General features: G+C 62.8%; 23 protein-coding genes. 10 read left to right on the top strand and 13 right to left on the bottom strand.

Annotated elements, in window-relative coordinates; translation table 11 throughout:
• Positions 1-55 precede the first annotated feature (55 nt).
• The 3 genes from ACEK02_RS32400 to ACEK02_RS32390 all read right to left on the bottom strand — a co-directional run bounded on the left by ACEK02_RS32400 (position 56) and on the right by ACEK02_RS32390 (position 3,128).
• Complete coding sequence (locus ACEK02_RS32400) at positions 56-1,360, bottom strand: NRAMP family divalent metal transporter (RefSeq protein ID WP_371425886.1); 1,305 nt, start codon at positions 1,358-1,360, stop codon at positions 56-58.
• A gap of 73 nt (positions 1,361-1,433) precedes the next feature.
• Complete coding sequence (locus tag ACEK02_RS32395) at positions 1,434-2,198, bottom strand: MBL fold metallo-hydrolase (RefSeq protein ID WP_371425884.1); 765 nt, start codon at positions 2,196-2,198, stop codon at positions 1,434-1,436.
• Positions 2,199-2,201: 3 nt separating this feature from the next.
• Positions 2,202-3,128, bottom strand: coding sequence for a DMT family transporter (locus ACEK02_RS32390; protein WP_371425882.1), 927 nt, complete (start codon positions 3,126-3,128; stop codon positions 2,202-2,204).
• 95 nt (positions 3,129-3,223) lie between these two features.
• Here ACEK02_RS32390 and ACEK02_RS32385 point away from each other — a divergent pair, with 95 nt between their 5' ends.
• A complete protein-coding gene (locus ACEK02_RS32385; protein ID WP_371425880.1) occupies positions 3,224-4,087 on the top strand; it encodes a LysR substrate-binding domain-containing protein in 864 nt (287 codons plus the stop codon).
• An 80-nt stretch (positions 4,088-4,167) separates the two neighbouring features.
• Positions 4,168-4,701: an ureidoglycolate lyase gene (locus ACEK02_RS32380; RefSeq protein WP_371425878.1), complete on the top strand. Its 534-nt coding sequence runs from the start codon at positions 4,168-4,170 to the stop codon at positions 4,699-4,701.
• Positions 4,702-4,734: 33 nt separating this feature from the next.
• Here the strand turns inward: ACEK02_RS32380 and pdeM are convergent, their stop codons facing one another.
• The 4 genes from pdeM to ACEK02_RS32360 all read right to left on the bottom strand — a co-directional run bounded on the left by pdeM (position 4,735) and on the right by ACEK02_RS32360 (position 10,873).
• Entirely contained in the window at positions 4,735-5,427 is a 693-nt protein-coding gene (pdeM, locus tag ACEK02_RS32375; RefSeq protein WP_371425876.1) for a ligase-associated DNA damage response endonuclease PdeM, read from the bottom strand.
• A 102-nt stretch (positions 5,428-5,529) separates the two neighbouring features.
• The gene (locus ACEK02_RS32370; protein ID WP_371425915.1) at positions 5,530-8,232 is read right to left on the bottom strand and encodes a ligase-associated DNA damage response DEXH box helicase; all 2,703 of its coding nucleotides are present in this window, start codon (positions 8,230-8,232) and stop codon (positions 5,530-5,532) included.
• A 96-nt stretch (positions 8,233-8,328) separates the two neighbouring features.
• The gene (locus ACEK02_RS32365) at positions 8,329-9,546 is read right to left on the bottom strand and encodes an ABC transporter substrate-binding protein (protein ID WP_371425874.1); all 1,218 of its coding nucleotides are present in this window, start codon (positions 9,544-9,546) and stop codon (positions 8,329-8,331) included.
• 106 nt (positions 9,547-9,652) lie between these two features.
• The gene (locus tag ACEK02_RS32360; protein WP_371425872.1) at positions 9,653-10,873 is read right to left on the bottom strand and encodes an ABC transporter substrate-binding protein; all 1,221 of its coding nucleotides are present in this window, start codon (positions 10,871-10,873) and stop codon (positions 9,653-9,655) included.
• Positions 10,874-11,218: 345 nt separating this feature from the next.
• Here ACEK02_RS32360 and ACEK02_RS32355 point away from each other — a divergent pair, with 345 nt between their 5' ends.
• Positions 11,219-12,571 (top strand): outer membrane protein, encoded by a 1,353-nt coding sequence (locus ACEK02_RS32355; protein WP_371425870.1) that lies wholly within the window; start codon positions 11,219-11,221, stop codon positions 12,569-12,571.
• 187 nt (positions 12,572-12,758) lie between these two features.
• Here the strand turns inward: ACEK02_RS32355 and ACEK02_RS32350 are convergent, their stop codons facing one another.
• Positions 12,759-13,691 (bottom strand): methyltransferase domain-containing protein, encoded by a 933-nt coding sequence (locus ACEK02_RS32350; RefSeq protein WP_371425868.1) that lies wholly within the window; start codon positions 13,689-13,691, stop codon positions 12,759-12,761.
• Positions 13,692-13,765: 74 nt separating this feature from the next.
• On the opposite strand from ACEK02_RS32350, the gene ACEK02_RS32345 reads away from it, so the two are divergent.
• The 4 genes from ACEK02_RS32345 to ACEK02_RS32330 all read left to right on the top strand — a co-directional run bounded on the left by ACEK02_RS32345 (position 13,766) and on the right by ACEK02_RS32330 (position 18,239).
• Complete coding sequence (locus tag ACEK02_RS32345; RefSeq protein WP_371425866.1) at positions 13,766-14,806, top strand: ligase-associated DNA damage response exonuclease; 1,041 nt, start codon at positions 13,766-13,768, stop codon at positions 14,804-14,806.
• Positions 14,803-16,479: a cisplatin damage response ATP-dependent DNA ligase gene (locus ACEK02_RS32340; protein WP_371425864.1), complete on the top strand. Its 1,677-nt coding sequence runs from the start codon at positions 14,803-14,805 to the stop codon at positions 16,477-16,479. The genes ACEK02_RS32345 and ACEK02_RS32340 overlap by 4 nt, the downstream gene beginning before the upstream one ends.
• 72 nt (positions 16,480-16,551) lie before the next feature.
• Complete coding sequence (locus tag ACEK02_RS32335; protein WP_371425862.1) at positions 16,552-16,872, top strand: DUF6460 domain-containing protein; 321 nt, start codon at positions 16,552-16,554, stop codon at positions 16,870-16,872.
• A gap of 110 nt (positions 16,873-16,982) precedes the next feature.
• Positions 16,983-18,239: an MATE family efflux transporter gene (locus ACEK02_RS32330; protein WP_371425913.1), complete on the top strand. Its 1,257-nt coding sequence runs from the start codon at positions 16,983-16,985 to the stop codon at positions 18,237-18,239.
• Positions 18,240-18,363: 124 nt separating this feature from the next.
• Here ACEK02_RS32330 and ACEK02_RS32325 read toward each other — a convergent pair whose 3' ends face one another.
• Together ACEK02_RS32325 and ACEK02_RS32320 are read right to left on the bottom strand one after the other, a co-directional pair.
• A complete protein-coding gene (locus ACEK02_RS32325) occupies positions 18,364-19,458 on the bottom strand; it encodes a quinone-dependent dihydroorotate dehydrogenase (protein ID WP_371425860.1) in 1,095 nt (364 codons plus the stop codon).
• On the bottom strand, positions 19,455-19,799 hold the full coding sequence (locus ACEK02_RS32320) for a DUF952 domain-containing protein (protein ID WP_371425858.1): 345 nt from the start codon (positions 19,797-19,799) through the stop codon (positions 19,455-19,457). The genes ACEK02_RS32325 and ACEK02_RS32320 overlap by 4 nt, the downstream gene beginning before the upstream one ends.
• 235 nt (positions 19,800-20,034) lie before the next feature.
• Between ACEK02_RS32320 and ACEK02_RS32315 the strand changes: the two genes are divergently transcribed.
• Together ACEK02_RS32315 and ACEK02_RS32310 are read left to right on the top strand one after the other, a co-directional pair.
• On the top strand, positions 20,035-20,664 hold the full coding sequence (locus tag ACEK02_RS32315; RefSeq protein WP_371425911.1) for a helix-turn-helix transcriptional regulator: 630 nt from the start codon (positions 20,035-20,037) through the stop codon (positions 20,662-20,664).
• Positions 20,665-20,746: 82 nt separating this feature from the next.
• Positions 20,747-21,256, top strand: coding sequence for an SgcJ/EcaC family oxidoreductase (locus ACEK02_RS32310; protein WP_371425856.1), 510 nt, complete (start codon positions 20,747-20,749; stop codon positions 21,254-21,256).
• Positions 21,257-21,319: 63 nt separating this feature from the next.
• Here the strand turns inward: ACEK02_RS32310 and ACEK02_RS32305 are convergent, their stop codons facing one another.
• On the bottom strand, positions 21,320-22,963 hold the full coding sequence (locus ACEK02_RS32305) for a lysine--tRNA ligase (RefSeq protein WP_371425854.1): 1,644 nt from the start codon (positions 22,961-22,963) through the stop codon (positions 21,320-21,322).
• 72 nt (positions 22,964-23,035) lie between these two features.
• A complete protein-coding gene (locus tag ACEK02_RS32300; RefSeq protein WP_371425852.1) occupies positions 23,036-23,866 on the bottom strand; it encodes a transporter substrate-binding domain-containing protein in 831 nt (276 codons plus the stop codon).
• 170 nt (positions 23,867-24,036) lie between these two features.
• Here ACEK02_RS32300 and ACEK02_RS32295 point away from each other — a divergent pair, with 170 nt between their 5' ends.
• Complete coding sequence (locus ACEK02_RS32295) at positions 24,037-25,989, top strand: glycosyltransferase (RefSeq protein ID WP_371425851.1); 1,953 nt, start codon at positions 24,037-24,039, stop codon at positions 25,987-25,989.
• On the opposite strand, the gene ACEK02_RS32290 is transcribed toward ACEK02_RS32295, so the two are convergent.
• Positions 25,980-26,573, bottom strand: coding sequence for an SCO family protein (locus ACEK02_RS32290; protein WP_371425849.1), 594 nt, complete (start codon positions 26,571-26,573; stop codon positions 25,980-25,982). The two genes, ACEK02_RS32295 and ACEK02_RS32290, sit on opposite strands and share 10 nt — an antisense overlap.
• Between the last annotated feature and the right edge of the window lie 5 nt (positions 26,574-26,578).

Genomic DNA, 26,578 nt, shown 5'->3' with positions numbered 1-26,578 from the left:
GGCGGGATTGAAAGCTCACAGACCGCAGGATGGGTAGAGCGAAGCGAAACCCATCCTACAGGAAGACACCTACGCCCATCGCCACGACGCTGAGCGCCATTGCTGCAGTCGACAGCCAACCGAGCCAGTGCAGCGGGCCTTTGATGACAAAATCGCCCATCACATCCTTGCGGCGCGACATCACCATCAGCAGCACCATCACCGGAACGGCCAGTACGCCGTTGATGACGGCGCTCCAGTACAGCGCCGAGATCGGGTTGATCGAGGTGAAATTCAGCGCGATACCGATCGTCGCCGACAGTGCCAGCACACTGTAGAACGCCACGGCCTCGCGTGGCTTGCGATCGAGGCCGACGCGCCAGCGCTGTCCTTCGCCGACGGCATAGGCGGTGGAACCTGCAAGCACCGGGATCGCCAGCAGACCGGTGCCGACAATGCCCAGCGCAAAGATCCATTCCGCGAATACTCCGGCGACCGGACGCAAGGCTTCAGCCGCCTGCGCCGAGGTCTCGATATCGGTCTTGCCGGTGGCATTCAGCGTGGCCGCGGCCGTGATGATGATCGACAGCGCGATCAGGTTCGAAAATGCCATGCCGACGATGGTATCGGCGCGAATGCGGGAGAATTCCATTGCCGCGCCGAGCGGCTTTTCGATGAGCGGATCCTTGTCCGGATCGATGCGCTCGTCCTCCGCCTCTTGCGAGGCCTGCCAGAAGAATAGATACGGCGAAATCGTCGTTCCGAGGATGGCGACCACGGTGGTGAGATACGAGCCGCTCCAGGTCATCTGAGGCAGCAGGATGCCCGATATAGCTGCGCCCCAGTCGACCTTCACCACGGCAAGCGCGGCAACATACGAGAACAGGCACAGCGTCAGCCACTTCAGCACCGAGACATAGCGCTTGTAGTCGAAGAAAATCTGCGCTCCCACCGAAAGCACCCCGAACAGCACGACATAGACGATGCCGTGACCGCCAATGAGCAGCTTGGTAGCGTCGGCCATGGCACCGAGATCGGCTGCGATGTTGATGGTGTTGGCGATGAACAGGAGCGACACGATGAAATGCAGCAGCGGCGCCGGATAATGCCGGCAGACATTCCCGGAAATGCCACGACCGGTCACGCTGCCGACGCGTCCGGAAATTTCCTGGATCGCGACCATCAGCGGAAAGGTCAACAGCATGGTCCAGCCGATGCCGTAGCCGAGCTGCGCTCCGGCCTGGCTATAGGTACCAATGCCGGACGGATCGTCGTCGGAGGCGCCGGTGATCAGACCAGGGCCGAGACGTTTCAGAAAGCCCTTCGGGTCAGCAGCTTCAGCCTCCTGACCATCAAGCTTCGCGCTGGACTGCTCCGACATCTGGTCCCTGCCATCTCACCGTTTGGCAACGTGCCGTCGCAGCTAACGTTCCGAATCAGGAACTGGCAATGGGCTAGATCAAGGTCCGCACACCCGGTTCGAGGATACGCAAACGCTCCCCGAAGCCCAGCGTGTCATAAGATGCGCGCAGGTCGCCGGCGGTCTGTTTGAAATGCGCCCATCCATCGGTGTGCACCGGCACAATCGTCGCATCGGGAAACGCGCGCGCCGTCTCAATCGTGTCATTGGTATCCATGGTGAGATGAAATGGCCCGCGGGTTTGCGCCGCGCCGGCAAAGGGCAGCACCACGCCGGCCGGAAAACGCCGCGCGACCTCGGCCACGCCATCGAACCAGACGGTGTCGCCTGTAATGTAGATCGGTCTGATCCCCGGCGCGTTCGAGCTCAGCACAAATCCGATGACATCGCCTGACAGCGGCTCGATGCCGGCCGGCCCATGACGCGCCGGCGTTGCGGTGATCGTCAGCGATCGACCATCCTTGCCTGCAAGCTCGGTGCAGTCCCATGGCGCGAGACCTTCGACATCCCCACCGAGGCGCCTGGCGCCCGCAACGGTTGTCAGCGTGCGCGGCGCGTGGCGCAGGAAATCGCGCCCGGAATTATCAAGATTGTCGGAGTGCTGATCGTGACTGAGCAGCACCACGTCAACCGCACCGACTTGCGCAGCGGAGATCGCGGGACCGACGAGCTTTTCCAGCGTGACATGCGGCAGCTTGTAAGCGCCCGGATGATCGAAGGTCGGATCGGTGAGCAACCGGAAGCCGTCGATTTCGATCAGCGCGGTGGGGCCGCCGATGAGGGTGATGGCGAGGGACATGAACTACTCCTGTCGCAGGGGTGCTGGTGAAGCGGCCGGTCTGGTGACGAGATAGATACCGAGGGCGACCGGGACGATCCCCAGGAGATCGCGACCTTCAACATGCTCGCCGAGCACCATCCAGGCGAACAGCATGCCGAGGGGCGGCATCAGGAAGTGATAGGCACTGGCAGCGGTGGCGCCGCAGGTCTTCAGGAGATGAAACCACAGCAGATAGCCGAGGATAGAACCACCCAGTGTCAGGAATGCAAACGAGCCGACCAACCGCGCACTCGGCACGATCGCGCCAATATCGGAAAATGTGAGCGCCACCGGGATCAGCACCACGCCAGCCGCAAGATTCTGCACGCCGTTGCCGAGCCACAGGCTGCCCTTCGGTGCCAGCAGCTTGAACAGGATGGTCCCGGTCACGATGGACGCCAGCGATGCCAGCGTGAATACGATGCCCTGCGCACTGTCGGTGCCGACCGATATGCGGTGCCAGACGATCGAGGCGACGCCGGCGATGCCGAGCAAGAGCCCGGCAACCTTGCGTCCGGTGAGCGGCTCCTTCAGCAACAATGCCGCGAACACAGCCGTAAACACCGGGTTGGCGCTGACGACCAGGCCGCCGAGACCGGCGGAGATGGTTTGCAGGCCGGTATAGCCAAGGCCGAGGTACAACGCGTTATTGGCGAGGCCGATGACGGCGTAGGCCGCGACATCGCGCCAGGACAGCGACCAGGCATCCCGGCGCAGGGCAGAAATGCCAAGGATCAGAACACCCGCAATCGAGAACCGCGCGGCGAGCAGAATGAGCGGCGGGCAATCGGTGACGGCGATCTTCCCTGCGACGAAGGAGAAACTCCAAAGCAGACAGAAGATGCCGATATAGATCGGCAGCGGATTGAAGGCAGCACGGGGAACCGCGACTGACGGCGCGAGGGACATCGGAAATCTCCTTTCCCGCTGGTCTATGCGCCCGTCTTCTCATTTGGAAATTAAATGATACACTCGTTATCAGTTGAAAAACGAATGGAAAGCCGATGCTGGATCTCGAACTCCTTCGCAGCTTCGTCTCGGTGGTCGATGCTCGCGGCTTTACCCGCGCCGGCGAGCGCGTTCACCGCACCCAATCCACCGTCAGCCAGCAAATCAAGCGGCTGGAAGAGGATATCGGCCAGCCGCTGCTGAACCGGACCGGCAAGGACGTGACGCCGACCGAGGCCGGCGAGCGGCTCCTGTCCTATGCGCGACGGCTGCTGGCGCTGGCGGAGGAAGCCCGCGACGTGCTGGCCCGGCCGACCAATGAAGGCGCTGTCAGGCTGGGCATCCCCGAGGATTTTGCGGCCTATCGCCTGACCGAATTGCTGGCGAATTTTTCGCGGTCGCGGCCCGGCCTGCGGCTCGACGTGCGCGCCGACCAGAGCACGTATTTGCGCCGCGATCTCGAACGCGGCGAACTCGACCTGGCACTGTTCAAGCGCGCCGCCGGCGAGAAAGGTGGCATTGCGGTTTGGCCCGAGCGGATCCACTGGGTCACGAGCAAGGCGCATCCGATCGACCCCGCCATCCGGTCGGTCCCGCTGATCGGCTTTCCCGCCGGCTGCCTTTACCGGACCCGCGCGATCCATGCCATCGAGGCGGCAGGCCGCAGTTGGCACATGGCCTATACGAGCTCCGGCCTCGCCGGCATCCAGGCCGCGGTCGCCGCCGGACTTGGCCTCAGTATCCTGTCCGACATGGCTATCCAGCCTGACCATCGCATCCTGACGGCGAAAGAAGGCTTCGCGCCGATCGACCAGACTGAGGTGACGCTGATGGCCGCCCCCGACGCGAGCCCGGCAACGCTGCGGCTTGCCGACCACCTCGCCGAATTCTGCGATACGGTGCAGGCAAAGGCGGCGTAAGGCCGGATCTTCCTTTTAGATATTCGTCGGTTTGCAGGGCCATGAAGCCATGCTTCGGACACGAGCCTCAGGAGCCCTCCATGCCGACATCCAACGCTGTTACCGTTGAGACTCTGAGCCCCACATCGTTCGAACCCTTCGGGTGGGTGCTCGGCAAAACCGATCCGCTCAAAAAAGACGTGGTCAGTTTTCGAAGCCCGGCCAGCGATTTCTGGCACGAACACTTCTTTGATGCCGGCACGGGAGGCGACACCGAGGTCCTGTGGGTGGAATATCGCGACAACAGTCCGCTTGTCTCAAAGCTCGAAGTCCATCACCTGACCCAGCAGGCGGTCGTACCTCTCACGAAAGAGATCGTTCAGATCCTTTGTTTGAGTGACGCAAACCAGGAGCCGGACCTGTCGACCCTCCGCGCGTATCGCCTGTCTCCTGGCGTCGGAATCTGCATGCGTCCCGGCGTTTGGCACGCCACGCGCGCTGATGACGCAACGTGCCTGATGCTGACCCGTGGCTCCACGACCGGGGATCTCATCGACCATCTCGTCAACAGACAGCCCGCAAGGGAGTCTGCCATCCTGGAAATCCCGCAGGTTCGCCTTCTCCTGGACGGCTAGAATGACGATGTACGAGATGCGCGAAATGTCGCTCTAGCAGCAGCGCGACGCTGCGATGGCGTGCATGCGGCGGTCGCCGAGCACATGGGCAACGAAACCGAGGGTCTGGAAGATTCGCGCGAATGCCGCATCGCGGATGTTGAGCCCGCCGGTATAGGCGCCGAAGGCCGGCATCACTGCGCGGGTGCCGTCGCTCGCAAAACAACGACGTTCGACGGCGCGACCGCGCGTGCTGACGCGCGCCTTTGGATGCAGGTGACCGGCAATCTCGCCTGCAGCACCGGTCGGTTCATGACGGAAGGTGATCGGGCCGATGGCCACTTCTTCAGCGACGGTGCCGCCGAGATCAGGCGGCAATGCGGGATCGTGATTGCCGGATATCCAGACCCAGTCACGACGCAACTGCAATGCGGACAGCACCTCGCGATTGGCCGGCGACAGCCGCTCATGGGCGTCACGGTCGTGGAAGCTGTCGCCCAGCGCAATCACGATGCGCGGATCGTGACGCGCGATCACGGCACCAAGGCGACCGAGTGTTGCGATCGTATCGTAGGGCGGCAGCAGCACGCCGCGATTGGCATAGCTCGATCCCTTTTCGAGATGCAGATCGGACACCACGAGCAGTTTCTGCTCGTCCCAATACAAGGCGCCCGACAGGTCCGCAGCCAGCGTGACGCCGGCGATGCTGACGGAACTTGTTTCCACACTGATCGATTCGGTGAGCATGGTCTCTTGTAGGATGGGTAGAGCCTTTGCGAAACCCATCAATGAGAAGCACCGCCGTGATGGGTTTCGCGAAGACGCTCTGCCCATCCTACCCGCTGGGAATCAAGGTGATCCAGTCGCCTCCTTCACGAGTTCCTCGGCCGCTTCCGCCAGGAGCTCGTCCGACGCCTCGCCGTAGACCGCTTCACGGCCGATTTCCAGCATCACCGGGACCGCCAGCGGGGACACGCGATCGAGTTCCCGATGAATGATACGACCCTGAATGCGCGTCAGCATGTCGCTTAATCGCCGAATGTCCAGCAATCCCGTCGCGGCGTCGGCGCGCGCTGCGCGCAGCAGCACGTGATCGGGCTGATGCTTGCGCAGCACGTCGTAGATCAGGTCCGTCGAGAACAGCACCTGACGGCGCGATTTCTCCTCGCCGGTGAAACGGGTATGGATGAGCCCCGAGATTACCGCGCAGGTGCGGAACGTGCGTTTCATCAGCGCCGATTCCGCGAGCCAGGCTTCGAGATCGTCGCCGAGCATGTCGGGATCGAACAGCGCGGCAAGATCGAGCCTGCCCTGCCGGATCATATGGGACGTGTCCCCAAGGCCCCATATCGCCAGCGCATATTCATTGGCGACGAAGCCCAGCGGCCGCGCCCGCGCGCGTTCCAGCCGCCGCGTCAGCAGCATGCCTAGCGTCTGATGCGCGAGGCGGCCTTCGAACGGATAGCAGACGAGGTAATGCTTGTCGGCGCGCGGGAACGTCTCCACCATCAATTCACGCGTGCCGGGCACATGCGAGACATGGGCCTGCAGCGATAGCCATTCGCGGACCTGGTCGGGCAGGCCTTTCCAGGCACGCTTGTCGTCCAGCAGCTTGCGCACGCGTTCGGCGAGGTAGGTCGAGAGCGGAAACTTGCCGCCCATATAGGACGGCACCTTGGCGTCCTTGTCATGGGCGCGCGAGACATAGACCTGATCCTCGACCAGCGATTCATAGCGCACGACTTCGCCGCCGAAAACAAAAGTGTCGCCGACCACGAGGCCTTCGATGAAGTATTCCTCGATCTGGCCGAGCATGCGGCCGCCGCGCGCGATCGCTCCGGTCGCGCCTTTGCCTTTTCCTTGCCCGCTGCTGCGCGACCGCACCAGCCGCACCTTCAGCATCGTATCCTCGACGATGGTGCCGACATTCATGCGATACATCTGGCGCACCTTCGGATTGGTGACGCGCCATTTGCCCGAGGCGTCCTGCTTGATGCGGGCGAAACGTTCGTAGATTTTCAGCGCATAGCCGCCGGACGCCACGAACTCCACGGTGTCGTCGAAGTCGACACGCGACAGTTCGGCATAAGGCGCCGCCGAGCGTACTTCGCCATACAGATCATCCGCGCGAAACGGTGCGCCGCAAGCGCAGCCGAGCACGTGCTGCGCCAGCACATCGAGCGAGCCGGTCCGCAACGGCGGCGTGTCCTGCGCATTCTCGGCGACGGCATCGATGGCGACACGACATTCCAGCACTTCGAATCGATTGGCCGGCACCAGCACGGCGCGCGAGGCTTCATCGATGCGGTGATTGGCGCGGCCGATCCGCTGCATCAGCCGCGACGCGCCCTTGGGAGCGCCGACATTGACAACGAGATCGACATCGCCCCAGTCGACGCCAAGATCGAGCGACGAGGTACAGACCACACCATGCAATCTACCGGCGGACATTGCGTCCTCGACCTTGCGACGCTGCGCGACATCGAGCGAGCCGTGATGCAAGGCGATGGCGAGATTGTCGTCATTCATGCGCCAGAGATCCTGGAACAGCATCTCGGCCTGGCTGCGGGTATTGACGAAGACCAGAGTGGTCCTGTTGGCCTTGATGAGCTCGTAGATTTCGCCGAGCGCATGGCGCGCGGAATGGCCGGCCCAGGGCAATCGTTCCCTGGTGTCGAGCATTTCGACCACCGGCTCGGCCGCGCCGCCGGCGACAACGATATCGGCGGAGACGCTCTCGCCGACGGGCTGCGGCACGAGGAAGCGCGCCAGCGATTCCGGCTCGGCCACCGTCGCCGACAGGCCGATGGCCCGCATGTCAGGCGCCAGTTTCCACAGCCGGGCGAGTCCGAGCGACAGCAAATCGCCGCGCTTCGAGGTCACCAGCGCGTGCAGCTCGTCGAGCACGACGCGCTTGAGTGATGAGAACAGAAACGGCGCATCGTCGGACGACAGCAGCAAGGCCAGCTGTTCCGGCGTGGTCAGCAGGATGTCCGGCGGATAACGCCGCTGCCGCGCGCGGCGCGACACTGGCGTGTCGCCGGTGCGGGTCTCGACCTTGATCGGGAGCTGCATCTCCGCGATCGGCGTTTCCAGATTGCGCGCGATGTCGACCGCGAGGGCTTTCAGCGGGGAAATGTAGAGCGTGTGCAGGCCGCCGGTGCGACGGATATCCCGGCCCATCGATACCAGCGCGCTCTTTCCTTCTTCCCGCGCAGTCCGCGACGGATGAGGGGGAGTCGAGGGCGTCTCCGAAGTTTCAGCTTTAGGCTCACGCTCCCCCGGATCGTCCGCTTTGCGGTCGAGCCGACCTCTCCCCGCAAGCGGGGAGAGGTTAAGATGAGCCGCACTCAGTTCCACCAGCGTCGGCAGGAAGCCGGCCAGCGTCTTGCCCGCGCCGGTCGGCGCGATCAGCAATGCCGAGCGATCGTCGCGCGCCTTCTGCAGCAGCGCCAATTGATGTTCGCGCGGCGACCAGCCGCGCATGCCAAACCAGCGCAGGAAGTGATCGGGCAGCAGATCGGGTTTGGCGACGGATTTACGGGGCGGCACATGAGACAACTAGGCATTCACCACCGTCATTGCGAGGTCGAGAAAACCGGCTTGCCAGCTTTCCCGGGCCCTGCAATGACGGAGAGGCCGGCGACGCTACTGCGTCACCGACTTATCTGAGATGATCCAGTCCTTGCCGTCGAACCGCTGGGTATAGAGAGTCGCCATCGGCACATAGTTGTCGTTGGTATAGCTGTAGCTCACCCCTGGCAGCATTTGCGGAGCGCGGAAGCCGTTGAGACCGATGGCCTGCTTCAGGACATTCGCGCGCGTGAGGTCATCGCCGCAGCGGCGCAGTATCTCGGCCATGGACACGGCCTGACCATAGCCGAAGAAGGCGATCGAGTTGTCGGCGGCCACCGTGGGCAGATATTTCGCCCGCAGTGCCTCAAAAGCCACGATGTCGGGATCCTTGGCATAAAGCGGCGAGCCGATATCCTTGCCATAGGCAATCGAGACGATTCCCTTGGCGTTTTCCAGCCCTGCCGCCTCCAGGATCGATCGGCCGGTGGAGCCCGCGGACAACAACTGCAGCGGCTTCCAGCCGAGCTCGACCACCTTGCGAATCGACTGCGACGTCGCCTTGCCGGTGGTGATGTTATAGAAAACATCGGCACCGGATTTGGCGAGATTGATCAGCTGCGAATCGATCGTGGGATCGGTGAGATCATAGGTCACCTCGGCGACCACCTTGGCAGTGCCGCCGGCTTTCGCGAGTTCATCCTTGAACGGTCCCAGGAAATCCCGACCGAAATCGTCGTTCTGATAGAGGATTCCCACTTTCGCATTCGGATTCATGCTGACGACATACTTGGCGAGAATGCGCGCCTCGGTCGGATACAGCGGCAGCCCGGCCATGGTCCATTTGTTGTTCTTCGGATCGTTCCACTTCGATGCGCCGGTGTTGAGCAGCAGTTGCGGCACGCCCTTGGAATTGAGATATTTATGTACGGCCGTTTGCGGCGCCGTGCCGAGCGAGCCGTAGAGCGCGAGCACTTCATCCTGCTCGACAAGGCGACGCGTCGCCTCGACCGCCTTCGGCGCGCTGTAGGAATCGTCCATCGTGAGGAACTTGACCTTGCGGCCGTTGATGCCGCCCTTCTCGTTCAAACTCTGGAAATAGGCTTCGCCGACACGACCGAGCACGCCATACAGCGAACCGGGGCCGCTATGCGGAATGGTTTGCCCAATCTTGATTTCAGTATCGCTGGCGCCTGGATCGTATTTCTTGTCGGCGGCAACAGCGGCCGTCACAGTCAGCGGCAACACGACGACGGCGACCCGCGCCGCAGACGCAAATAGTCCCTTGTTCATAGCGTTTTCTCCCTGATGATTTTTGATCCGGCTCTTTGCGAGTCCGATTGGTCGTCACCATCCCCGGCGTGTCGCCGGGGATGGTCGTTACTTTAAAATACGCGCTTTACTGGCTGACAGGTTTGTCCGACAGATCCCAATCGGTGCCGTTGAAGGTGCCGACATAGAGCGCCTTGATGGTGGTGTAGTCGGTCGACGTGAAGCCGTAGGTGATGCCCGGCAGGAACACCGGCGCGCGATAGCCTTCCAGATTGGTGGCGTGCTTGAGCACGTTCTCGCGGGTGAGATCGTCGCCGCAGCGGCGCAGGATCTCCGCCATGGTCACGCCCTGCGAATAGCCCTGGAATGCGATGGTATTGTCGGGATCGACATTGGGCAGATACTTCTTACGCAGCTCCTGGAAGGCGAGGACATCCGGATCGTCCTTCCATTTCTCGCTGCCGACTTCCTTTGTATAGGTCATCGCAACGATGCCCTTGGCGTTCTCGGCGCCGGCGGCGTTGATGATCGAGCGGCCGCTCGAGGTCGATACCAGCAGATGCAGCGGCTTCCAGCCAAGCTCCGCAACCTTGCGGATCGACTGCGACGTCGCCTTGCCGGTGGAGATATTGAAGAACGTATCCGCGCCCGATTTAGCCAGATTGATCAGTTGCGAGTCGATGGTCGGGTCGGTGAGATCATAGGACGCTTCGGCAACGACCTTCGCGGAGCCGCCAGCTTCGGCCAGAATCTCCTTGAACGAATTCATGAAATCCTTTCCGAACTCGTCGTTCTGGTAAAGGATCGCGACCTTGGCGTTCGGCCTGGCCTGCATCAGGTAGCGCGCGATGATACGGCCCTCGGTCGAATAGATCGGCAGCCCCGGCGTGGTCCACTTGAACTCTTTCGGGTTGTTCCAGCGCGACGCACCGGTGTTGAGCAGCAGTTGTGGAATCTTCTTGCTGTTGAGGAATTTCTGCACCGCCGACTGCGGCGCGGTGCCCAGCGAGCCGAACAGCGCCAGCACCTCGTCCTGCTCGGCAAGCCGGCGGGTAGCCTCGACGGCCTTCGGCGCGCTGTAGGCATCGTCCAGCGACATGAAATTGATCTTGCGGCCGTTAATGCCACCCTTCTCGTTCAGCATCTGGAAATAGGCGGCCTGGGTCCGGCCAATCACGCCGTAAAGGGAACCGGCGCCGCTGTAGGGGATGGTCTGGCCGAGCTTGATCTCGGTATCGCTGGCACCCGGATCGTATTTCTTGTCCGCAGCAAAGGCCGAATGGGCCAATATCGAGACAACTGCAGCGAGTGTTGCGGTCTTGAAGACGGACCTGTGGCGTGAAGGCATCTGGTGTTTTCTCCCGAGACCCGCTTCTGCGGGTGCGTTTTTGTGACCCGCCGCCGCGTTGATCGCGGCTGTGCGGGCGTGCGACATCCTCTGCGGACGCGGCAGGGTTGGCAATCCCTTGCAGTTACAACAGGTTTTCCGCAGGGCGGGCTATCGACGGGGGCGCTGGTGCGCGGAAACGTGACGGAACACGCACCCGCGCAACAGTACCTAAACGCTTATTTAACTGGCTTTTTCCGGCTGAACTCTCTGCGGTTGCAATGTCGGGCAGTGTGGCCGCCCGGATACAGCCAACCCGACACGACTCCCCTATTCTGACGGTTCAAATCTGAACTGGGGTCGACCATGAAACGTATTCTTCTTGCCAGCGCCGCGATTATCGGCACCGCCGTCAGCGCGCAGGCCGCCGACATGGCCGTCAAGGCCCCTTACTACAAGGCGCCGATTGTCGCCGTTTACAACTGGACCGGCTTCTATATCGGCGTGAACGCCGGCGTCGGCATCGGTCGCGACCGCACCACCCACAGCCTCAACAACGACTCGCTGTACGTCTCGCCGCAGGGCGGCTTCGGCGGCGGCCAGATCGGCTACAACTGGCAGGCCGACTCGCTGCTCGGCCCGATCGTTTACGGCCTCGAAGCTGACATCCAGGGTTCGGGCCTCACGGGCGGCGGCGCTTCGGTCGCTCCGGCAACCGTCTACGGCCAGAAGTCCGATTGGTTCGGTACGGTTCGTGGCCGCGTCGGTCTCGCGACTGGCCCGGTTCTCAGCTACTTCACCGGCGGTTTCGCTTACGGCAACATCAAGAGCACGATCACCGAAGGCGGCGTGACGGCGTTCTCGGAAAACCGCACTGCGACGGGCTGGACCATCGGCAGCGGCGTCGAAGCAGCGCTCGGCGGTAACTGGACCGGCAAGATCGAATATCTCTATCTGAACCTCGGCAACAAGACGAACGCCTTCGGCGCGCCCTTCGCTGGCCAGTTCACCAACAACGAAATCCGTGAAAACCTCTTCCGTGTCGGCCTGAACTACCGCATCGGCGGCAACAGCGCTTACACCCCCGTGGCTGCGGCCAACTGGACCGGCTGGTATCTCGGCGGCAACCTCGGTTCCGGCACCGGCCGTAACCGTACGACTCTGACGGGAGCTCCCATCGCTCCGCTGGAGCAGTTCAGCCTGAATCCGGACGGCATCAATGGTGGCGGTCAGATCGGTTACAACTGGCAGGCTTCGAACTGGGTTTACGGTCTTGAGACCGATATCCAGGCATCCAGCCAGCGCGACAACAAGACCGTCGTCGGTCTCGGCACCATTGGCTACGACTCCAAGCTGCCCTGGTTCGGCACCGTCCGTGGCCGCGTCGGTTACTCGGTCGGCTCCAGCCTGTTCTACGCAACCGGCGGTTTCGCTTATGGCGGCGTGAAGTCCAAGATCTTCAACAACGGCGTTCAGGTTGCTGACCTGTCGAGCACCAAGACCGGCTGGACCGCCGGCGCTGGCCTCGAAACCCCGTTCAAGCTGCTCGGCCTGTTTGGACCGCAGTGGACCAGCAAGACCGAATATCTCTATGTCGATCTTGGCAAATCCACCGATCTGGTCGCTCCCGGCGTGACCAACAGCAGCAAGGTTACCGAGCACATCTTCCGCACCGGCCTGAACTACCACTTCAACAGCCCGGTCGTCGCGAAGTACTGATCCCAGCGACATCCGCTCAAACGAAAACCCCGGCCTCGCGGCCGGGGTTTTTGTTTGAGGGCGCTTGGCGCTCACAGACGTCATTGCCCGGTCATCATCGCAAGGAGCCCTTGCAACGAAGTGACCGTGTTTTCTCTTCGACTTCTGGATTGCTCCAGCGAACTCGCCCTGGCTGACCCCGACGGCGTTAAGGCCGACGCTTCATCGCGACGGCCACCAGTCCTGGTGCGGCAACGCTGCGTTCCGTGCGAGACGAAACGTGTTCAAGATGAACGAGCGCCAGGCCGGCAGCTGCGATCAGGCCGCGCAGATGATTTTCGCTCTGCGCATAACGCAAGCCCGCACCGAGAGTGACACCGTCGCCGTCATGGGTCTCAGCCGTGAAGGCGAGCAGCCCGTCAGGAACCAGCACGCGCGTAGCTTCTCGCAAAACCGGCGCAAGGTCGTGCAGATAGATCAGCACGTCAGCTGCGATGACCAGCTCGACACTGCAATCTGACCGGCGGCATAAACCCTCGACGATCTCCGCCACTTCAAGCTCGGCATAAAGCCCGGTGGCATGAGCGCGCTCGATCATGCGCGGCGACAGGTCGATGCCGATGATGCTGCCGGTGCAGGCGGCAAAAGCGCCGGCTGCCAGCCCGGTGCCGCAGCCGAGATCGATGGCGCGGGGGAAGAGCATCGCCCTATCCGTCGCAGCGCATACGGCACGCACGGCGCCCAACAGCACGGCCGGCCCGCGATAACCGAGCGTATCGACCAGAGCCGCGTCGAACTTGGGCGCGTATTGATCGAACAGTGCCGTCACATAGGTTGCCGGCATGGCCGAAAGATCGTCAGCGCCGAGCCGCATCAACCGCAGACCAGCACCGTTGCGATCACCGGGATCGCTGGCCTGCGCGCGGCGAAACGCGGCGATGGCCCCGGCGGTGTCACCCAGCTGTTCCCGGACCTCCCCGAGCACGAACCATGCGGTGGCAAAGCCCGGCGCCAGATCAGTGGCCTGCTCAAACAGATCGGCCGCCGCCACCAGATCGCCCCGCATCTGCAGGTCGCGCGCATAGTCGAAACGCCGATCGGCGTTCATATCGCCGGATGACATGAACAAGCGCGCGGGCATGGCGGGAACCGATCGGAGGGCGGGGCGTTCGCAGGACGACTCGAACCAACCCAAGGCGGACCTATATAACCGAGATGCGTCCGCAAGACATCCTTATCCCGGTTCCCGCCGGTCTGTGCTGCAGGCCCGGCGGCTTCCATATCGATCCGGTGAGGCCCGTGGATCGCGCGGTCATTACCCACGGCCATTCTGACCATGCGCGACCGGGTCACGGCCATGTGCTGGCGACGCAGGAGACACTCGACATGATGCGGCTGCGCTATGGCGACAATTTCGCCGGCAGCACGCAGGCGATTGCCTATGGCGAGACAATCAAACTCGGTGACGTCACGGTCTCCTGCCACCCCGCCGGCCATGTGCTGGGATCAGCGCAAATGGCGGTGACCTGCAAGGATATCTGCATCGTTGCCTCCGGCGATTACAAGGATGCCCATGATCCGACCTGCACGCCGTTCGAGGTGGTGCCCTGTGACGTGTTCATCACCGAAGCGACGTTCGGGCTTCCGGTGTTTCGTCATGGCGATGCCGCCGACGAGGTGAAGAAGCTGCTGGCCTCCGTCGCGCTGTTTCCGGAGCGCGCGCATCTGGTCGGCGCCTATTCGCTGGGAAAGGCACAGCGGGTCATCAAGCTGATCCGTCAGGCCGGTTACGATGCACCGATCTATCTGCATGGCGCGATGGAGAAGATCACACACTACTATCAGAGCCGCGGCATCGATCTCGGCGAATTACGCCAGGTGAAAGGCGTCAGAAAAGCCGATCTCGCCGGCACCGTAACGCTGGCGCCGCCATCGGCTACGTCGGATGTGTGGACGCGGCGCTTTCCCGATCCAGTCACCGCCTTTGCGTCCGGCTGGATGCGCGTGCGCGCCCGTGCGCGGCAACGCGGCGTCGAGCTGCCGCTGGTGATTTCGGATCACGCCGACTGGGATGGTCTGATCGCAACTATCGGCGCGACGGGTGCCCGCGAGATCTGGGTCACCCATGGCCAGGAAGACGCGCTGGTGCATTGGTGCCAGACCAGGGGCCTGACCGCGCGCCCGCTGGCGCTGGTCGGCTATGGCGACGAGGAGGAAGAGGAAGTTCTCCCACCCGGCGAAAGCACCGACGCATGAACCGCTTTGCCGAACTGCTCGATCGTCTCGCTTATGAACCCGGCCGCAACAACAAGCTGCGGCTGATCACGGGCTATTTCCGCGAAGTGCCCGATCCCGATCGAGGCTATGCGCTGGCGGCGCTAACCGGCGCGCTGTCGTTCAAACATGCAAAGTCCGGCCTGATCCGCGACCTGATCGCATCGCGCACCGATCCGGTGCTGTTTGAGCTCTCCTATGACTATGTCGGCGATCTCTCCGAGACGGTGGCGCTGATGTGGCCGAAGTCTCAGGAGACCGCGCACAACAACCCTCCGCCACCGACACTCACCGAAGTCGTCACCACACTCCGCACCCTGGGCAAGGCCGAATTGCCCGCGCAGCTCACGCGCTGGCTCGATGAGCTCGACGAGACCGGACGCTGGGCGCTGCTGAAGCTTGTCACCGGCGCAATGCGGATCGGCGTCTCGGCCCGGCTGGCCAAAACCGCTGTCGCAGCACTCGGCGACAAGGATCCTCATGAGGTCGAGCTGATCTGGCCCGGCCACGCGCCGCCCTATGGCGAATTGTTTGCCTGGCTTGAAGGCCGCGCCGAGAAGCCGGTCAATCGCGATCCTGCACCGTTCCGCCCGGTAATGCTGGCGCATGCCATCGAGGAGTCCGACTTCGCCAATCTCGATGCAGCGGATTTCGTTGCGGAATGGAAATGGGACGGTATCCGGATTCAGGCGGTGAGCGGCAAAGGCGATGGCGACAAGATTGTTACGCGGCTCTATTCGCGCACCGGCGAGGACATCACCGGAAGCTTCCCCGACCTCGTACCATCGCTGCGCTTGCCTGGCGCGATCGACGGCGAGCTGTTGGTGCTGCGCGAAGGTCGCGTTCAATCGTTCAACGTGCTGCAGCAACGGCTGAACCGAAAGAGCGTAACGCCGAAACTAATGAAGGAGTATCCGATCCATCTGCGGGCCTATGATTTGCTGAGCGACGGCGAGACAGATCTGCGGGAGCTCCCATTTGAGCAACGCCGTGCAAAGCTCGAAGCCTTCATCACCGAGCTCGACGACGACAGGATCGATCTGTCCGACCAGATCCCGTTCGCAACATGGGATGCCCTCACCGCCGCACGTGCCGATCCTGCCAGTGCCGGAGCCGGCGAAGATGCCGCCGCCGTCGAGGGTGTGATGCTGAAGCGGCGCGATTCCGCCTATCTGCCGGGGCGACCGAAAGGCCAGTGGTGGAAGTGGAAGCGCGACCCGCACGTCATCGACGCCGTACTGATGTATGCGCAGCGCGGCCACGGCAAGCGCTCGTCCTATTATTCGGACTACACCTTCGGCGTCTGGACCGAAGGCGAGAGCGGCGACCAGCTCGTGCCGGTCGGCAAGGCCTATTTCGGCTTCACCGATGAGGAACTGCTGCAGATCGACCGCTTCGTCCGCCGCAATACCACCGAGAAATTCGGGCCCGTGCGCCACGTTACCCATGAACCTGAGAAGGGTCTCGTCCTCGAAGTCGCCTTCGAGGGCCTGGCGCGCTCGCCGCGACACAAGTCGGGCGTCGCGATGCGGTTTCCCCGTATCAGTCGACTGCGCTGGGACAAACCGCCACGTGACGCCGACCGGCTGGAGACGCTTGAGCGCATGCTAAAGTCTGAGATCGCAATTACGCCGGCCGAGCCTGCCACGCCTTGACGCCGCAAGCGGGTTCCCCATTTGCGTGGGACCACCTATGATCAGCGCGCGATTTGCGCGCAGGAGACCACGATGCAGCCAAATGAGAGCCAGGACTTCCAGACCAAAGGGTTGCCGGCCAGCAATGACGGCCTGTCGCGCTTTCTCGGCGGATCTCCCTTGGCGGTGCTCGGCCGGCTGATCCTGCTGTCGATTCTGGTCGGCGTCGTGCTGGCCGCCATCGGCTTCGATCCGTGGAACATCGTCACCAGCATCCGCCGCCTGTTCCAGTGGGTCTATGACCTCGGCTTCGACGCCATCAACGGCCTCTGGCGCTACTTCCTGCTCGGCGCCGTGATCGTGGTGCCGATCTGGCTGATCATGCGGCTGTTCAGCGCCCCCCGCGGCCGCTGAGGTCTTTCCAAACTACGGACATCTGACGCTTGTCGACTGACGACACCACGCCATCGCAAGCGTTCGAGCCTGCCACCACCCGCGACATCTTTGCCATCGCGGGGCCAGCGATGCTGGCCAATCTCACGACGCCCTTACTGGGCATCGTGGCAACAATTGCCGTCGGACGGCTAGGCGACGCCACCCTGCTCGGCGGCGTCGCCATGGCTTCGGTGCTGTTCGACTGCCTGTTCTGGCTGTTCGGCTTCCTGCGCATGAGCACGGTGGCCTTCACCGCGCAGGCGCTCGGTGCAGGCGACCAGCAGGAACTCCGCGCGCTACTGCCGCGCGGCTTCATCATCTCGGCGGTGATCGGCGGATTGCTGATCGTACTGCAGGTGCCGCTCGCGGCCGGACTGCTGACTGCCATGGGCGGCAGCGACGGCGTCACCGGCGCTGCACGAACCTATTTCACCATCCGCATCTGGTCGGCACCGCTGGTGCTGGCTAACTTCGTCATTCTGGGCTGGCTGGTGGGCCGAGCCCGCGCCAGTCTTGCGCTGACGGTGCAGATCGCCGTCAACGCCATCAATATGATGGCGACATTGTTGCTCGTGCTGGTGCTCGATCTGGGCATCGCGGGCGCCGCCTATGCCGCCATCATCGCCGAACTCTCCGGCTTCGTGATCGGGACGCTGGTGGCCTATCGCATCACAGGCGGACGTCTCACCCAGCCATGGGCTGTGCTGCTGGAGCGCGACAGACTGATGCACATGATGGCGGTCAACCGCGACATCATGATCCGTACCGCCGCGCTGATCGCGGCATTTCTGTTCTTCACGGCACAGGGCGCGCGGTCCGGCGATCTTACGCTGGCTGCCAATGCGGTGCTCAACAACTTCCTGATGATCAGCGCGTTCTTTCTCGATGGACTTGCCAACGCCGCCGAACAGCTCTGCGGCCGTGCCTATGGCGCGCGCAACCGCGTGGGCTTTTCCAGCGCGGTGCGCCTCGTCATCATCTGGGGTTTCAGCTTCGCCATCGCGCTCAGCACGATCTACGCCCTCGGCGGATCGCTGCTGATCGATACAATGACATCGAGCCCGGATGTTCGCCGGGTCGCGCGCGACTATCTCTGGCTGGTCGCACTGGCGCCAATGCTCGGCGTCTTCGCCTTTGCCTATGACGGTGTCTTCATCGGCGCCACATGGGCGCGCGACATGCGCAACCTGATGGTGCTGTCGCTGGTGTGCTTCCTGGCCGCATGGTTCTTGCTGCGTCAGCTCGGCAATACCGGATTGTGGCTGGCACTGCTGGTGCACTACATCGCCCGCGGCGGGCTGCAGGCACTGCGCTATCCGGCACTGCTGCGGCAGACGTTCGGGTGAACCCTTTCTGCCCTCATCCTGAGGAGCGGCCACAGGCCGCATCTCGAAGGATGGCGGCGAATTCCGAGCCAGGCCAGTTCATGGTTCGAGACGCGCGCAAGCGCGCGCTCCTCATCATGCGGAGTTAACCCGGCCAGTCTTCCGCAGTAATCGTCGCCGCATCCGCGCCGACGATTTCCGACAGGGACTCTCGGCCGGTGCGCAGCAATGTCGACGACAGATCGGCCTTGATGCTCTCGACGAGGCCGACGCCTTTATAGACCAGCGACGAATAGAGCTGGATCAGGCTGGCGCCAGCGCGGATCTTGGTGAGTGCCGCGCCGCCGCTGTCGATGCCGCCAGCGCCGATCAGCGGGAACGCGCCTTCGACGCGCACGAAGGTCTCCGCCACCATGCGGGTGGACAGCCTGAACAGCGGGCGGCCGGACAATCCGCCCTGCTCCTTCAGACGCGTCTGTTCGCGCAAGGTCGATGGGCGGCCGATGGTGGTGTTGGCGACGATCATGCCGTCGACGCGGCGCGAGCGCGCGACATGCACGACATCATCGAGATCGGCGAGGCTGAGATCGGGGGCGATCTTCAGCAGCACCGGAGAATCCCCGGCGTTCTTGCGGACACGCTCGCGCGCGTCGATCACGCGCGCCAACAGATCGTCGAGCTCGGTGGCCTGCTGCAAGTTTCGCAGTCCCGGCGTATTCGGCGATGATACGTTGACGGTGAAATAGCTCGCCACCGGCGCGAAAGTCTCGATCAGCCGCACATAATCGTCGGCGCGATCGGCAGAATCCTTGTTGGCACCGATATTGACGCCGACGATGCCGCCATGCTGCGCGCGTGCAGCCAGCCGGCGCAGCACGACCTCAGCACCGTCGTTATTGAACCCCATCCGGTTGATGACGGCTTCGTCGCGCTCCAGCCGGAATAGCCGTGGCCGTGGATTGCCGGATTGCGGCTTCGGCGTCACCGAACCGATCTCGGCGAAGCCGAAGCCAAGCCGCAGCAGCGCATCCGGCACTTCAGCATTCTTGTCGAAGCCTGCAGCGATACCGACCGGATTAGGGAAGTTCAGACCGAATGCACGGACTGCGAGCTTAGGATCATCCGGCCGCGGGCGTGCATAAGGCAGCATGCGCAACCCGCGGATTGCGAGGCGGTGTGCGTCTTCGGCATCAAGCATGCGCAGCATCGGCAGGGAAAAGGCATCGAAGGCGCGAATCACGATTTGAGCTCCGGAATGTCGTGGTTGCCGTCAGAGCGCGCGCGCAGATCCATGATGGCGGTGACGGCGCCGAGATCGAGCTCTCCGTAGAGATGCGGGAAAAGATCGCCGCCGCGAGATGGCTCCCAGCGCAGCAAGTCGCCGAGTGCGTCTGCGTCCACAGCGATCAGAAACAGGCCGGTTTTGCCGAAATAATACTTCCGGAGCGTCTCGGGGAGCTGCGCTGCGGTGGAGAAGTGGATGAAACCGTCGCGGGCATCGTCGGCGCTGCCGCGATAGGTGCCCTGGCGCTCGGCCTCGCGCCAGCTCGAAGCCGGACAGATTTTATAGATGGTGCGCAACCGCCCAGACTTCCAAATTGTTGAATCAGCTGTTTTCGATGTGTGCGGACGCCCAGTCGCGGGTTTCGGTGGCTGGAGTCGGCAACCGACCGTATCGGCGGCACCTCTCCACTTCAAGGCTGCACATTTTTTTCAAATGCCTGTTGCGAAATCCGTGCATTCACGGCAATAATTCCTAGATTTCGCCACGATTCACCGCCCCGCAGAAATCCGGGCCAACGGACTGAAACCGATGATGCTCTCGCACGCCCAGATCTGGAACGCTCTTGACCGCCTCGCAGAACGCAACGGCCTGTCACCCTCCGGCCTTGCGAAGAAAGCGGGGCTCGATGCCACCACTTTCAACAAATCGAAGCGCATCACCAATGACGGCCGCGAGCGTTGGCCATCAACGGAGTCGGTCTCGAAAGCACTGACCGCGACCGGCGTGCCGATCGACAGTTTCGTCAACATGATCGAAGGCACCAAGCGCATCGTGCAGTCGGTGCCGCTGCTCGGCTTCGCGCAGGCCGGCCATGGCGGCTACTTCGACGACGCCGGTTTTCCTGCCGGCAGCAAGGGCTGGGATGAAGTCGGCCTGCCCTCCGTGAATGACGAACATGCCTATGCGTTGAAGATCTCCGGCGATTCGATGAAGCCCGCCTATCGCGACGGCGATATCATCGTCGTCTCGCCGGAAGCGCAGATCCGCAAGGGCGACCGCATCGTCCTCAAGACCAAGGACGGCGAGGTGATGGTCAAGGAGCTGAAGCGCCGGACCACCAAGCTGATCGAACTGCAGTCGCTCAATCCGAATCATGTCGACCGGTCGTTTCCGGTCAACGACGTCGAATGGATCGCCCGCATCGTCTGGGCGAGCCAGTAACCAGACACTTTCAGGACTGGCGTCTGCCCCCCGAATGATTTATGCGAGTTCCCTATCCGGAACTCGCAACCATCGGTGGGCCATGAAAGCCAGAACAATCGTTACCGGCGCGACCGCGCTGGTCTTGGTCAGCGCAGGTTCTCTCGCACATGCGAAGCCCATGAACTGCGCCGTCGTCACGACGAAGCAGATCGAAGCCCTGTTCGATCGCTGGAATGCCTCGCTCGCGACGCTCGACCCCGCCAAGGTCACCGCCAATTACGCCTCCGACGCGGTGTTGCTGCCGACGGTATCCAACACGCCGCGCACCGACAGCGCCAGCATTCAGGATTACTTCGTCCACTTCCTGGAAAAGCACCCGCAAGGCAAGATCGACACGCGGACCGTCAAGATCGGTTGCAACATGGCATCCGACGTCGGCACCTACACCTTCACCTTGTCCGGCAAATCCCCCGCAGACACGCAAATCGTCAAGGCCCGCTACAGCTACGTCTATGTCTACCGCGACAAGAAATGGCTGATCGCGCATCACCACTCGTCGGCAATGCCGGAGCCTGTCACGCCGGCGATAGCGACGGCAGCGCCGAAATAGGCATCAGGAAAAAGGCGCGCTCCATCAGGAAGCGCGCCTTTGACGTTTCGTATGGTGTGAGCCTCAGGCCGAGCGCGCCAGCGCGCCGTCGATCATGTTGATCGCATTCTGCACGCCATAGACCGCGACAAAGGACCCGAAGCGCGGGCCTTTCTCCTGGCCGAGCAGCACCTGGTACAGCATGTTGAACCAGTCGAGCGACACGCCGGGCCGCCCATCCTTGGCGAGCTTCTTGTGGTCGAGGAACGGCTCGCGGCGACCGATCTCATAGACCGCGTTCTGGATATCTTCCGGCGTCGCTTCTGCCGGCAGTTGCGACAGCGCATCGCGCAGATCCTGCAGCGCCACGCGCTCCACATCAGTGGGCTCGCGGAACGTCTTGGTCGGCGCCACAAAATCCCGATAGTAGTTGATGGCATAGCCGACCATGGCGTCGAGCCGCGGATGCGTCTCTGCGCTGACGCCCGGACGATAACGCCGGATGAAGCCCCACAGGGTCTCGGCATTCTCGGCATTCGACGACGATACCAGCGTCAGCAGCAGCTGGAACGTGACCGGCATGTCCGCCACCGGCGGATCGCCGGCATGGATATGCCACGCCGGATTGGACAGGCGCTGCTTGCCGTCCTGCCTGGCATAGCCTTCGACGAATTGCTGATACTCGTCCACATTGCGCGGGATCACGTCGAAGAACAGCCGCTTGGCCGCCTTCGGCTCGCGATACATGAACAGCGACAGTGATTCCGGCGAGGCATAGCGCAGCCATTCGTCGATGGTCAGGCCGTTGCCCTTCGACTTGGAGATCTTGCCGCCCTTGTCGTCGAGGAAGAGTTCATAGTTGAAGCCCTCCGGCGGCGTACCGCCGAGCGCCGCGCAGATCTTGCCGGACAGCTTCACGGAGTCGATCAGATCCTTGCCGGCCATTTCATAGTCGATGCCGAGCGCGGCCCAGCGCATCGCCCAGTCGGCCTTCCACTGGCACTTCACATTGCCGCCGGTGACTGGCGTCGTGACCTCCTCGTTGGTGTCGGGATCGACATAGGTGATCGTGCCGGCACCCACGTCGCGCCGGATCATCGGCACCTGCAGCACCACACCCGTTGTCTTGCTGATCGGCAGGAACGGCGAATAGGTGGCGCGGCGATCCGGGCCCAGCGTCGGCAGGATGATGTCCATGACCTTGTCATAGACGGCCAGCATCTTCAGCAGCGTCGCGTCAAACCGGCCGGATGTATAGTAGTCGGTCGACGAGGCGAACTCGTAGTCGAAACCGAATTGATCAAGAAAGACGCGCAGCCGCGCATTATTTGCCGCGCCGAATGACGGATATTCGTTGGAGAACGGATCCGGTACCCGCGTCAGCGGCTTGCCGAGATGCGCCGCCAGCATGTCCTTGTTCGGCACATTGTCCGGCACCTTGCGCAGGCCGTCCATGTCGTCGGAGAAGGCGATCAGCCGGGTCCTGATCTTGTCTTCCGTGAGCACGCGGAAGGCATGGCGCACCATGGTGGTGCGCGCGACCTCGCCGAAAGTGCCGATATGCGGCAGGCCCGACGGACCGTAGCCGGTCTCGAACAGCACTTCGTCTTTCGGCGTTTTCTTCAGACGCGCCACCAGCGCCTTCGCCTGCTCGAACGGCCAGGCGTTGGAAGTCTCGGCGAGCGCGCGCAGCTCGCTCGGGCTCATGGTGGGGTCTAGCGTGGACATCGTGTTTTGGGCCTCCGGGCCGCGGAACCTAGCGGCTCCGCACCGAAATGCCAAACCGCTGGATGAGAAAATTCAGAACGGGCTGACCGAGAAATAACGCAGCCACAAATCGGTGTAGCGGCCTTTCTCCCAGACCCGGAACAGGGCCCAGTTCAGCGCCTGGCGCAGCGTGTCGTTGCCCTTGCGGACGGCGATGCCGATGCCTTCGCCGAAAAAACGGCTCTCGATGAAGGGGCCGCCGCTGAAGGCGCAACAATCGGCGGAATCGCTGCCGTTGATCCAGAAGGCAAACGAAATCGCATCGCCAAAGATGAAGTCGACCTCGCTGCGTTTCAGCGCCTGACGTAGCGCATCGTCGCTCGGGAAAGGCACCAGCACGGCGTCGGTGAACATCGCCTTCAGATAGGCCTCATGGGTCGAGCCCGCGATCACGCCGACCTTCTTGCCCTCGAGATATTCCGGGCGAATCTCTGGCATCACCGCATTCTTGCGGGCCACGAAGCGCGCCGGCGCACGGTAATAGGGATCGGTGAAATCGACGCGGGCGCGAATCTGCGGCGTCACCGCCATGGAGGCGATGATGGCGTCGCCGCGGTTGCTGGAAATGGCATCGAGCAATGTCTCGAAGCGGCGCATCTGCACGGTGCAGGTGACCTTGATCTCCTCACAAAGAAGGCGCGCAAGATCGACGTTGAAGCCGGCCGGATTGCCGTCGGGACCGGTGAAATTGAACGGCGGGTAGTCAGTCTCGGTCAGAAAGCGGATCACGGTGATGCGCGACAGGTCCGGTCGGTCCGGACGGCGACGCGGGTCCCAGAAGCCGGGGACGGCCTGCGGGCCGGGCTGGCTCGCAGCCGGAGCCGAGATCTGCGCCGAAGCCGGGACGGCCGAAAACAGCGACATCCACGCACCCAGCAGAACGCCAAGGGCCAGCGCGGTTGCGCGACACCTTGTCAGAGGTATTTGGTTGCAGGAATTAACCATCTGTGGTTGCATGGAGGTGGGTCCGGATCGCGATCTTATAGACCATCCGGCGCGAGACGCGAGTAGCGTTTGTAGTGTGAGGGCGTTGCATGGGGGTGCAGCAATCTTTCCCGGGTCATCGGCCGCGCGTTTCGCGCCGGCCTCTCAGCTCCCTCGGCTGGACGTCTTCCTCCACCGCGCCGAACTACAGGGCGCCAGACCACCGCGACAGCCCGGCCAGCGAGCTCGACTGCCTGCGTGGCATACTCCCGGCTCCGCTTCTGCACGCCGCGGAGCGACGAAGCCGCGAGCTCAATCTGGGTGCCGATCAGATCCTGATTCAATGGGGCGTCATCAGCGAGGAGAAGTATGTCGCGTATCTGGCCGGCCATCTGGGCGTCGACTTCGACGATGTTTCGACTGTCGGGCGCACTCACTGCCCCTTGGCAGATGCCGACCTCCCGAGGATCGCAGAATCCGGCATCCTGCCGCTCCGGCATAATCGCGCGCTCACCTGGGTCGTCGCGCCGCGCGCCTTCGCGGCGCGACGGCTGACGCGCTTCTCCACGACCTATCCGTCGCTCGTTGCCCGCATTCGCCTGACAACGCGGCATCACCTGCATCAATATCTGACCGAGCAAACCGGCGACGCGCTTTCGCATATCGCCGCCGAAGGCCTGCGGCAAAAGCAGCCGGCGATGTCGGCCAAGTCAGCCATCGGTTGGCGCGAAGGATTGCAGCCAGCGATTCTGCTGCTGATATGCGCGGTCCTCGCGCTTCTGCATCCGACGCTGACGATGGACCTGATCGGCGGTCTGGCAGCGATCTGGTTTCTCGCCTTTTCGCTTCTCAGGCTGACTTGCGTGCTGGTTCCGCCGCAGCCGGAGCGGCAGTTGCCGCCGCTGCGTGACGATCAGTTACCGATCTATTCCGTCGTCGTCGCGCTCTATCGCGAGGCAGCGTCCGTCCCGGGTCTGTTACGGTCCCTGCAAAGGCTCGACTATCCCTCCGAGAAACTCGACATCATTCTGGTTCTTGAGCCTGACGATCTGCGGACCCGCGCGGCGATTGCCAGAGCACGACCGGGACCGCAGGTTCAGGTCCTCATCGCACAGGCAGCAGGTCCGAAGACCAAGCCGAAGGCGTTGAATGTTGCTCTCCCCTTCTTGCGCGGCAGCTTTGTCACGGTGTTCGATGCCGAAGACGATCCCGACCCCGGCCAATTGCGCGCCGCGCTCAACATGTTTCGCCAGCACAACGACGATGTCGCCTGCGTTCAGGCCGGGCTGCATTTCGATAATCTGACGCACAGCCTACTATCCCGCATGGCGAGCGTGGAATATGCCGGGCTGTTCGCGGTCTTCCTGCCCGGGCTGGTCGCATTGGGCATGCCGTTGCCCCTTGGCGGTACCTCGAACCATTTCCGCACCGACACCTTGCGCCGCATTGGCGGCTGGGATGCCTATAACGTTACGGAAGATGCCGACCTCGGGATTCGCCTGGCTCGTTTCGGCTATCGTTCCATGACCATTCCTTCAGTTACACTCGAGGAAGCACCGATCGCCTTCGGCGCCTGGCTGCGGCAGCGATCGCGCTGGATGAAAGGCTGGATGCAGACCTGGGCCGTGCATATGCGCGATCCCCGCCGGTTGTGGGACGAAGCCGGCGCGCGGGGATTTCTCGCACTCAACATCATTTTCGGCGGCAATATCCTGACGTCGCTGGCTTTTGCGGTACTGGTCGTCAAACTTGTCGCTTACCTGCTGCTCGCAGATAGCGGCCTGCTGTTTGGCGGCCGGTTGTCGTCATTACACATGCTGGCCATCGCAGGCGGCTTCATCGCAACATGCGTCCTGGGCCTCACCGGCCTGATGCGCCGTGGCCGCCTGCGCGATGGCTGGATCCTGGCCCTGACGCCGATTTATTGGGGATGTCTCTCGATCGCGACCTGGCGCGCGCTGTGGTTATTCTGGACCCGGCGCCATCACTGGGAAAAGACCGAGCATGGCCTGGTGCATCGGACGGGGACGATGGCAGCGAACCGCGGGCGACCTCAGAGATAGCGCTTGAGATCCGTGGCCGCTTCTTCCGGCTTGCGCTTGAGGTTGAATGGCGCGACGAAATTGCCGTCCTTGTCCATCAGATAGATCAGCGCGGTGTGATCCATCGTGTAGTCGCCCTCCTTGGTCGGCACCTTCTTGGCATAGACGCGGTAGCCGGCAATCACCTTCGCCACGGCATCGGGCGAGCCCGTCAATCCCTTCAGATGCGGATCGAAGCTCGACAGGTAGTCCTTCATGATCGCCGCCGTGTCGCGCTCGGGATCGACGGAGATGAAATAGGTATTGATACGATCGGCGTCCTTGCCCATCGCGCGCAGCACTTCCGACATTTCGAACAGCGAGGTCGGACAGATATCCGGGCAATGGGTAAAGCCGAAGAAGACCAGCGTCGGCTTGCCCTTCAGGCTCTGCTCGGTGACGGTCTGGCCGGACTGATCGGTGAGCTGGAACGGACCGCCGATCGAGGCCGGTGCTGCGACATTGCGGAAACCTCCTGTCAGCCACAGCACGACCAGCAATCCCGCCGCGAGGCTGCCTGCGAAGGCAGCAATGATGACCAGCGGCCGGGTGGTTCGATCAGTCATGGAAT

Source organism: Tardiphaga sp. (assembly GCF_041424195.1).
Classification (GTDB): Bacteria; Pseudomonadota; Alphaproteobacteria; order Rhizobiales; family Xanthobacteraceae; genus Tardiphaga.
Note: the sequence above shows the minus strand (reverse complement) of the source record. Positions and strands in the feature narration are given on the sequence as shown.

What these genes read in the sequence shown, in the direction of transcription:
- ACEK02_RS32400 (WP_371425886.1), bottom strand. Translation starts at nt 1,360, where the DNA reads ATGTCGGAGCAGTCCAGCGCGAAGCTTGATGGTCAGGAGGCTGAAGCT.
- ACEK02_RS32395 (WP_371425884.1), bottom strand. Translation starts at nt 2,198, where the DNA reads ATGTCCCTCGCCATCACCCTCATCGGCGGCCCCACCGCGCTGATCGAA.
- ACEK02_RS32390 (WP_371425882.1), bottom strand. Translation starts at nt 3,128, where the DNA reads ATGTCCCTCGCGCCGTCAGTCGCGGTTCCCCGTGCTGCCTTCAATCCG.
- ACEK02_RS32385 (WP_371425880.1), top strand. Translation starts at nt 3,224, where the DNA reads ATGCTGGATCTCGAACTCCTTCGCAGCTTCGTCTCGGTGGTCGATGCT.
- ACEK02_RS32380 (WP_371425878.1), top strand. Translation starts at nt 4,168, where the DNA reads ATGCCGACATCCAACGCTGTTACCGTTGAGACTCTGAGCCCCACATCG.
- pdeM (WP_371425876.1), bottom strand. Translation starts at nt 5,427, where the DNA reads ATGCTCACCGAATCGATCAGTGTGGAAACAAGTTCCGTCAGCATCGCC.
- ACEK02_RS32365 (WP_371425874.1), bottom strand. Translation starts at nt 9,546, where the DNA reads ATGAACAAGGGACTATTTGCGTCTGCGGCGCGGGTCGCCGTCGTCGTG.
- ACEK02_RS32360 (WP_371425872.1), bottom strand. Translation starts at nt 10,873, where the DNA reads ATGCCTTCACGCCACAGGTCCGTCTTCAAGACCGCAACACTCGCTGCA.
- ACEK02_RS32355 (WP_371425870.1), top strand. Translation starts at nt 11,219, where the DNA reads ATGAAACGTATTCTTCTTGCCAGCGCCGCGATTATCGGCACCGCCGTC.
- ACEK02_RS32350 (WP_371425868.1), bottom strand. Translation starts at nt 13,691, where the DNA reads ATGCCCGCGCGCTTGTTCATGTCATCCGGCGATATGAACGCCGATCGG.
- ACEK02_RS32345 (WP_371425866.1), top strand. Translation starts at nt 13,766, where the DNA reads ATGCGTCCGCAAGACATCCTTATCCCGGTTCCCGCCGGTCTGTGCTGC.
- ACEK02_RS32340 (WP_371425864.1), top strand. Translation starts at nt 14,803, where the DNA reads ATGAACCGCTTTGCCGAACTGCTCGATCGTCTCGCTTATGAACCCGGC.
- ACEK02_RS32335 (WP_371425862.1), top strand. Translation starts at nt 16,552, where the DNA reads ATGCAGCCAAATGAGAGCCAGGACTTCCAGACCAAAGGGTTGCCGGCC.
- ACEK02_RS32330 (WP_371425913.1), top strand. Translation starts at nt 16,983, where the DNA reads ATGCTGGCCAATCTCACGACGCCCTTACTGGGCATCGTGGCAACAATT.
- ACEK02_RS32315 (WP_371425911.1), top strand. Translation starts at nt 20,035, where the DNA reads ATGCTCTCGCACGCCCAGATCTGGAACGCTCTTGACCGCCTCGCAGAA.
- ACEK02_RS32310 (WP_371425856.1), top strand. Translation starts at nt 20,747, where the DNA reads ATGAAAGCCAGAACAATCGTTACCGGCGCGACCGCGCTGGTCTTGGTC.
- ACEK02_RS32305 (WP_371425854.1), bottom strand. Translation starts at nt 22,963, where the DNA reads ATGTCCACGCTAGACCCCACCATGAGCCCGAGCGAGCTGCGCGCGCTC.
- ACEK02_RS32300 (WP_371425852.1), bottom strand. Translation starts at nt 23,866, where the DNA reads ATGTCGCTGTTTTCGGCCGTCCCGGCTTCGGCGCAGATCTCGGCTCCG.
- ACEK02_RS32295 (WP_371425851.1), top strand. Translation starts at nt 24,037, where the DNA reads ATGGGGGTGCAGCAATCTTTCCCGGGTCATCGGCCGCGCGTTTCGCGC.
- ACEK02_RS32290 (WP_371425849.1), bottom strand. Translation starts at nt 26,573, where the DNA reads ATGACTGATCGAACCACCCGGCCGCTGGTCATCATTGCTGCCTTCGCA.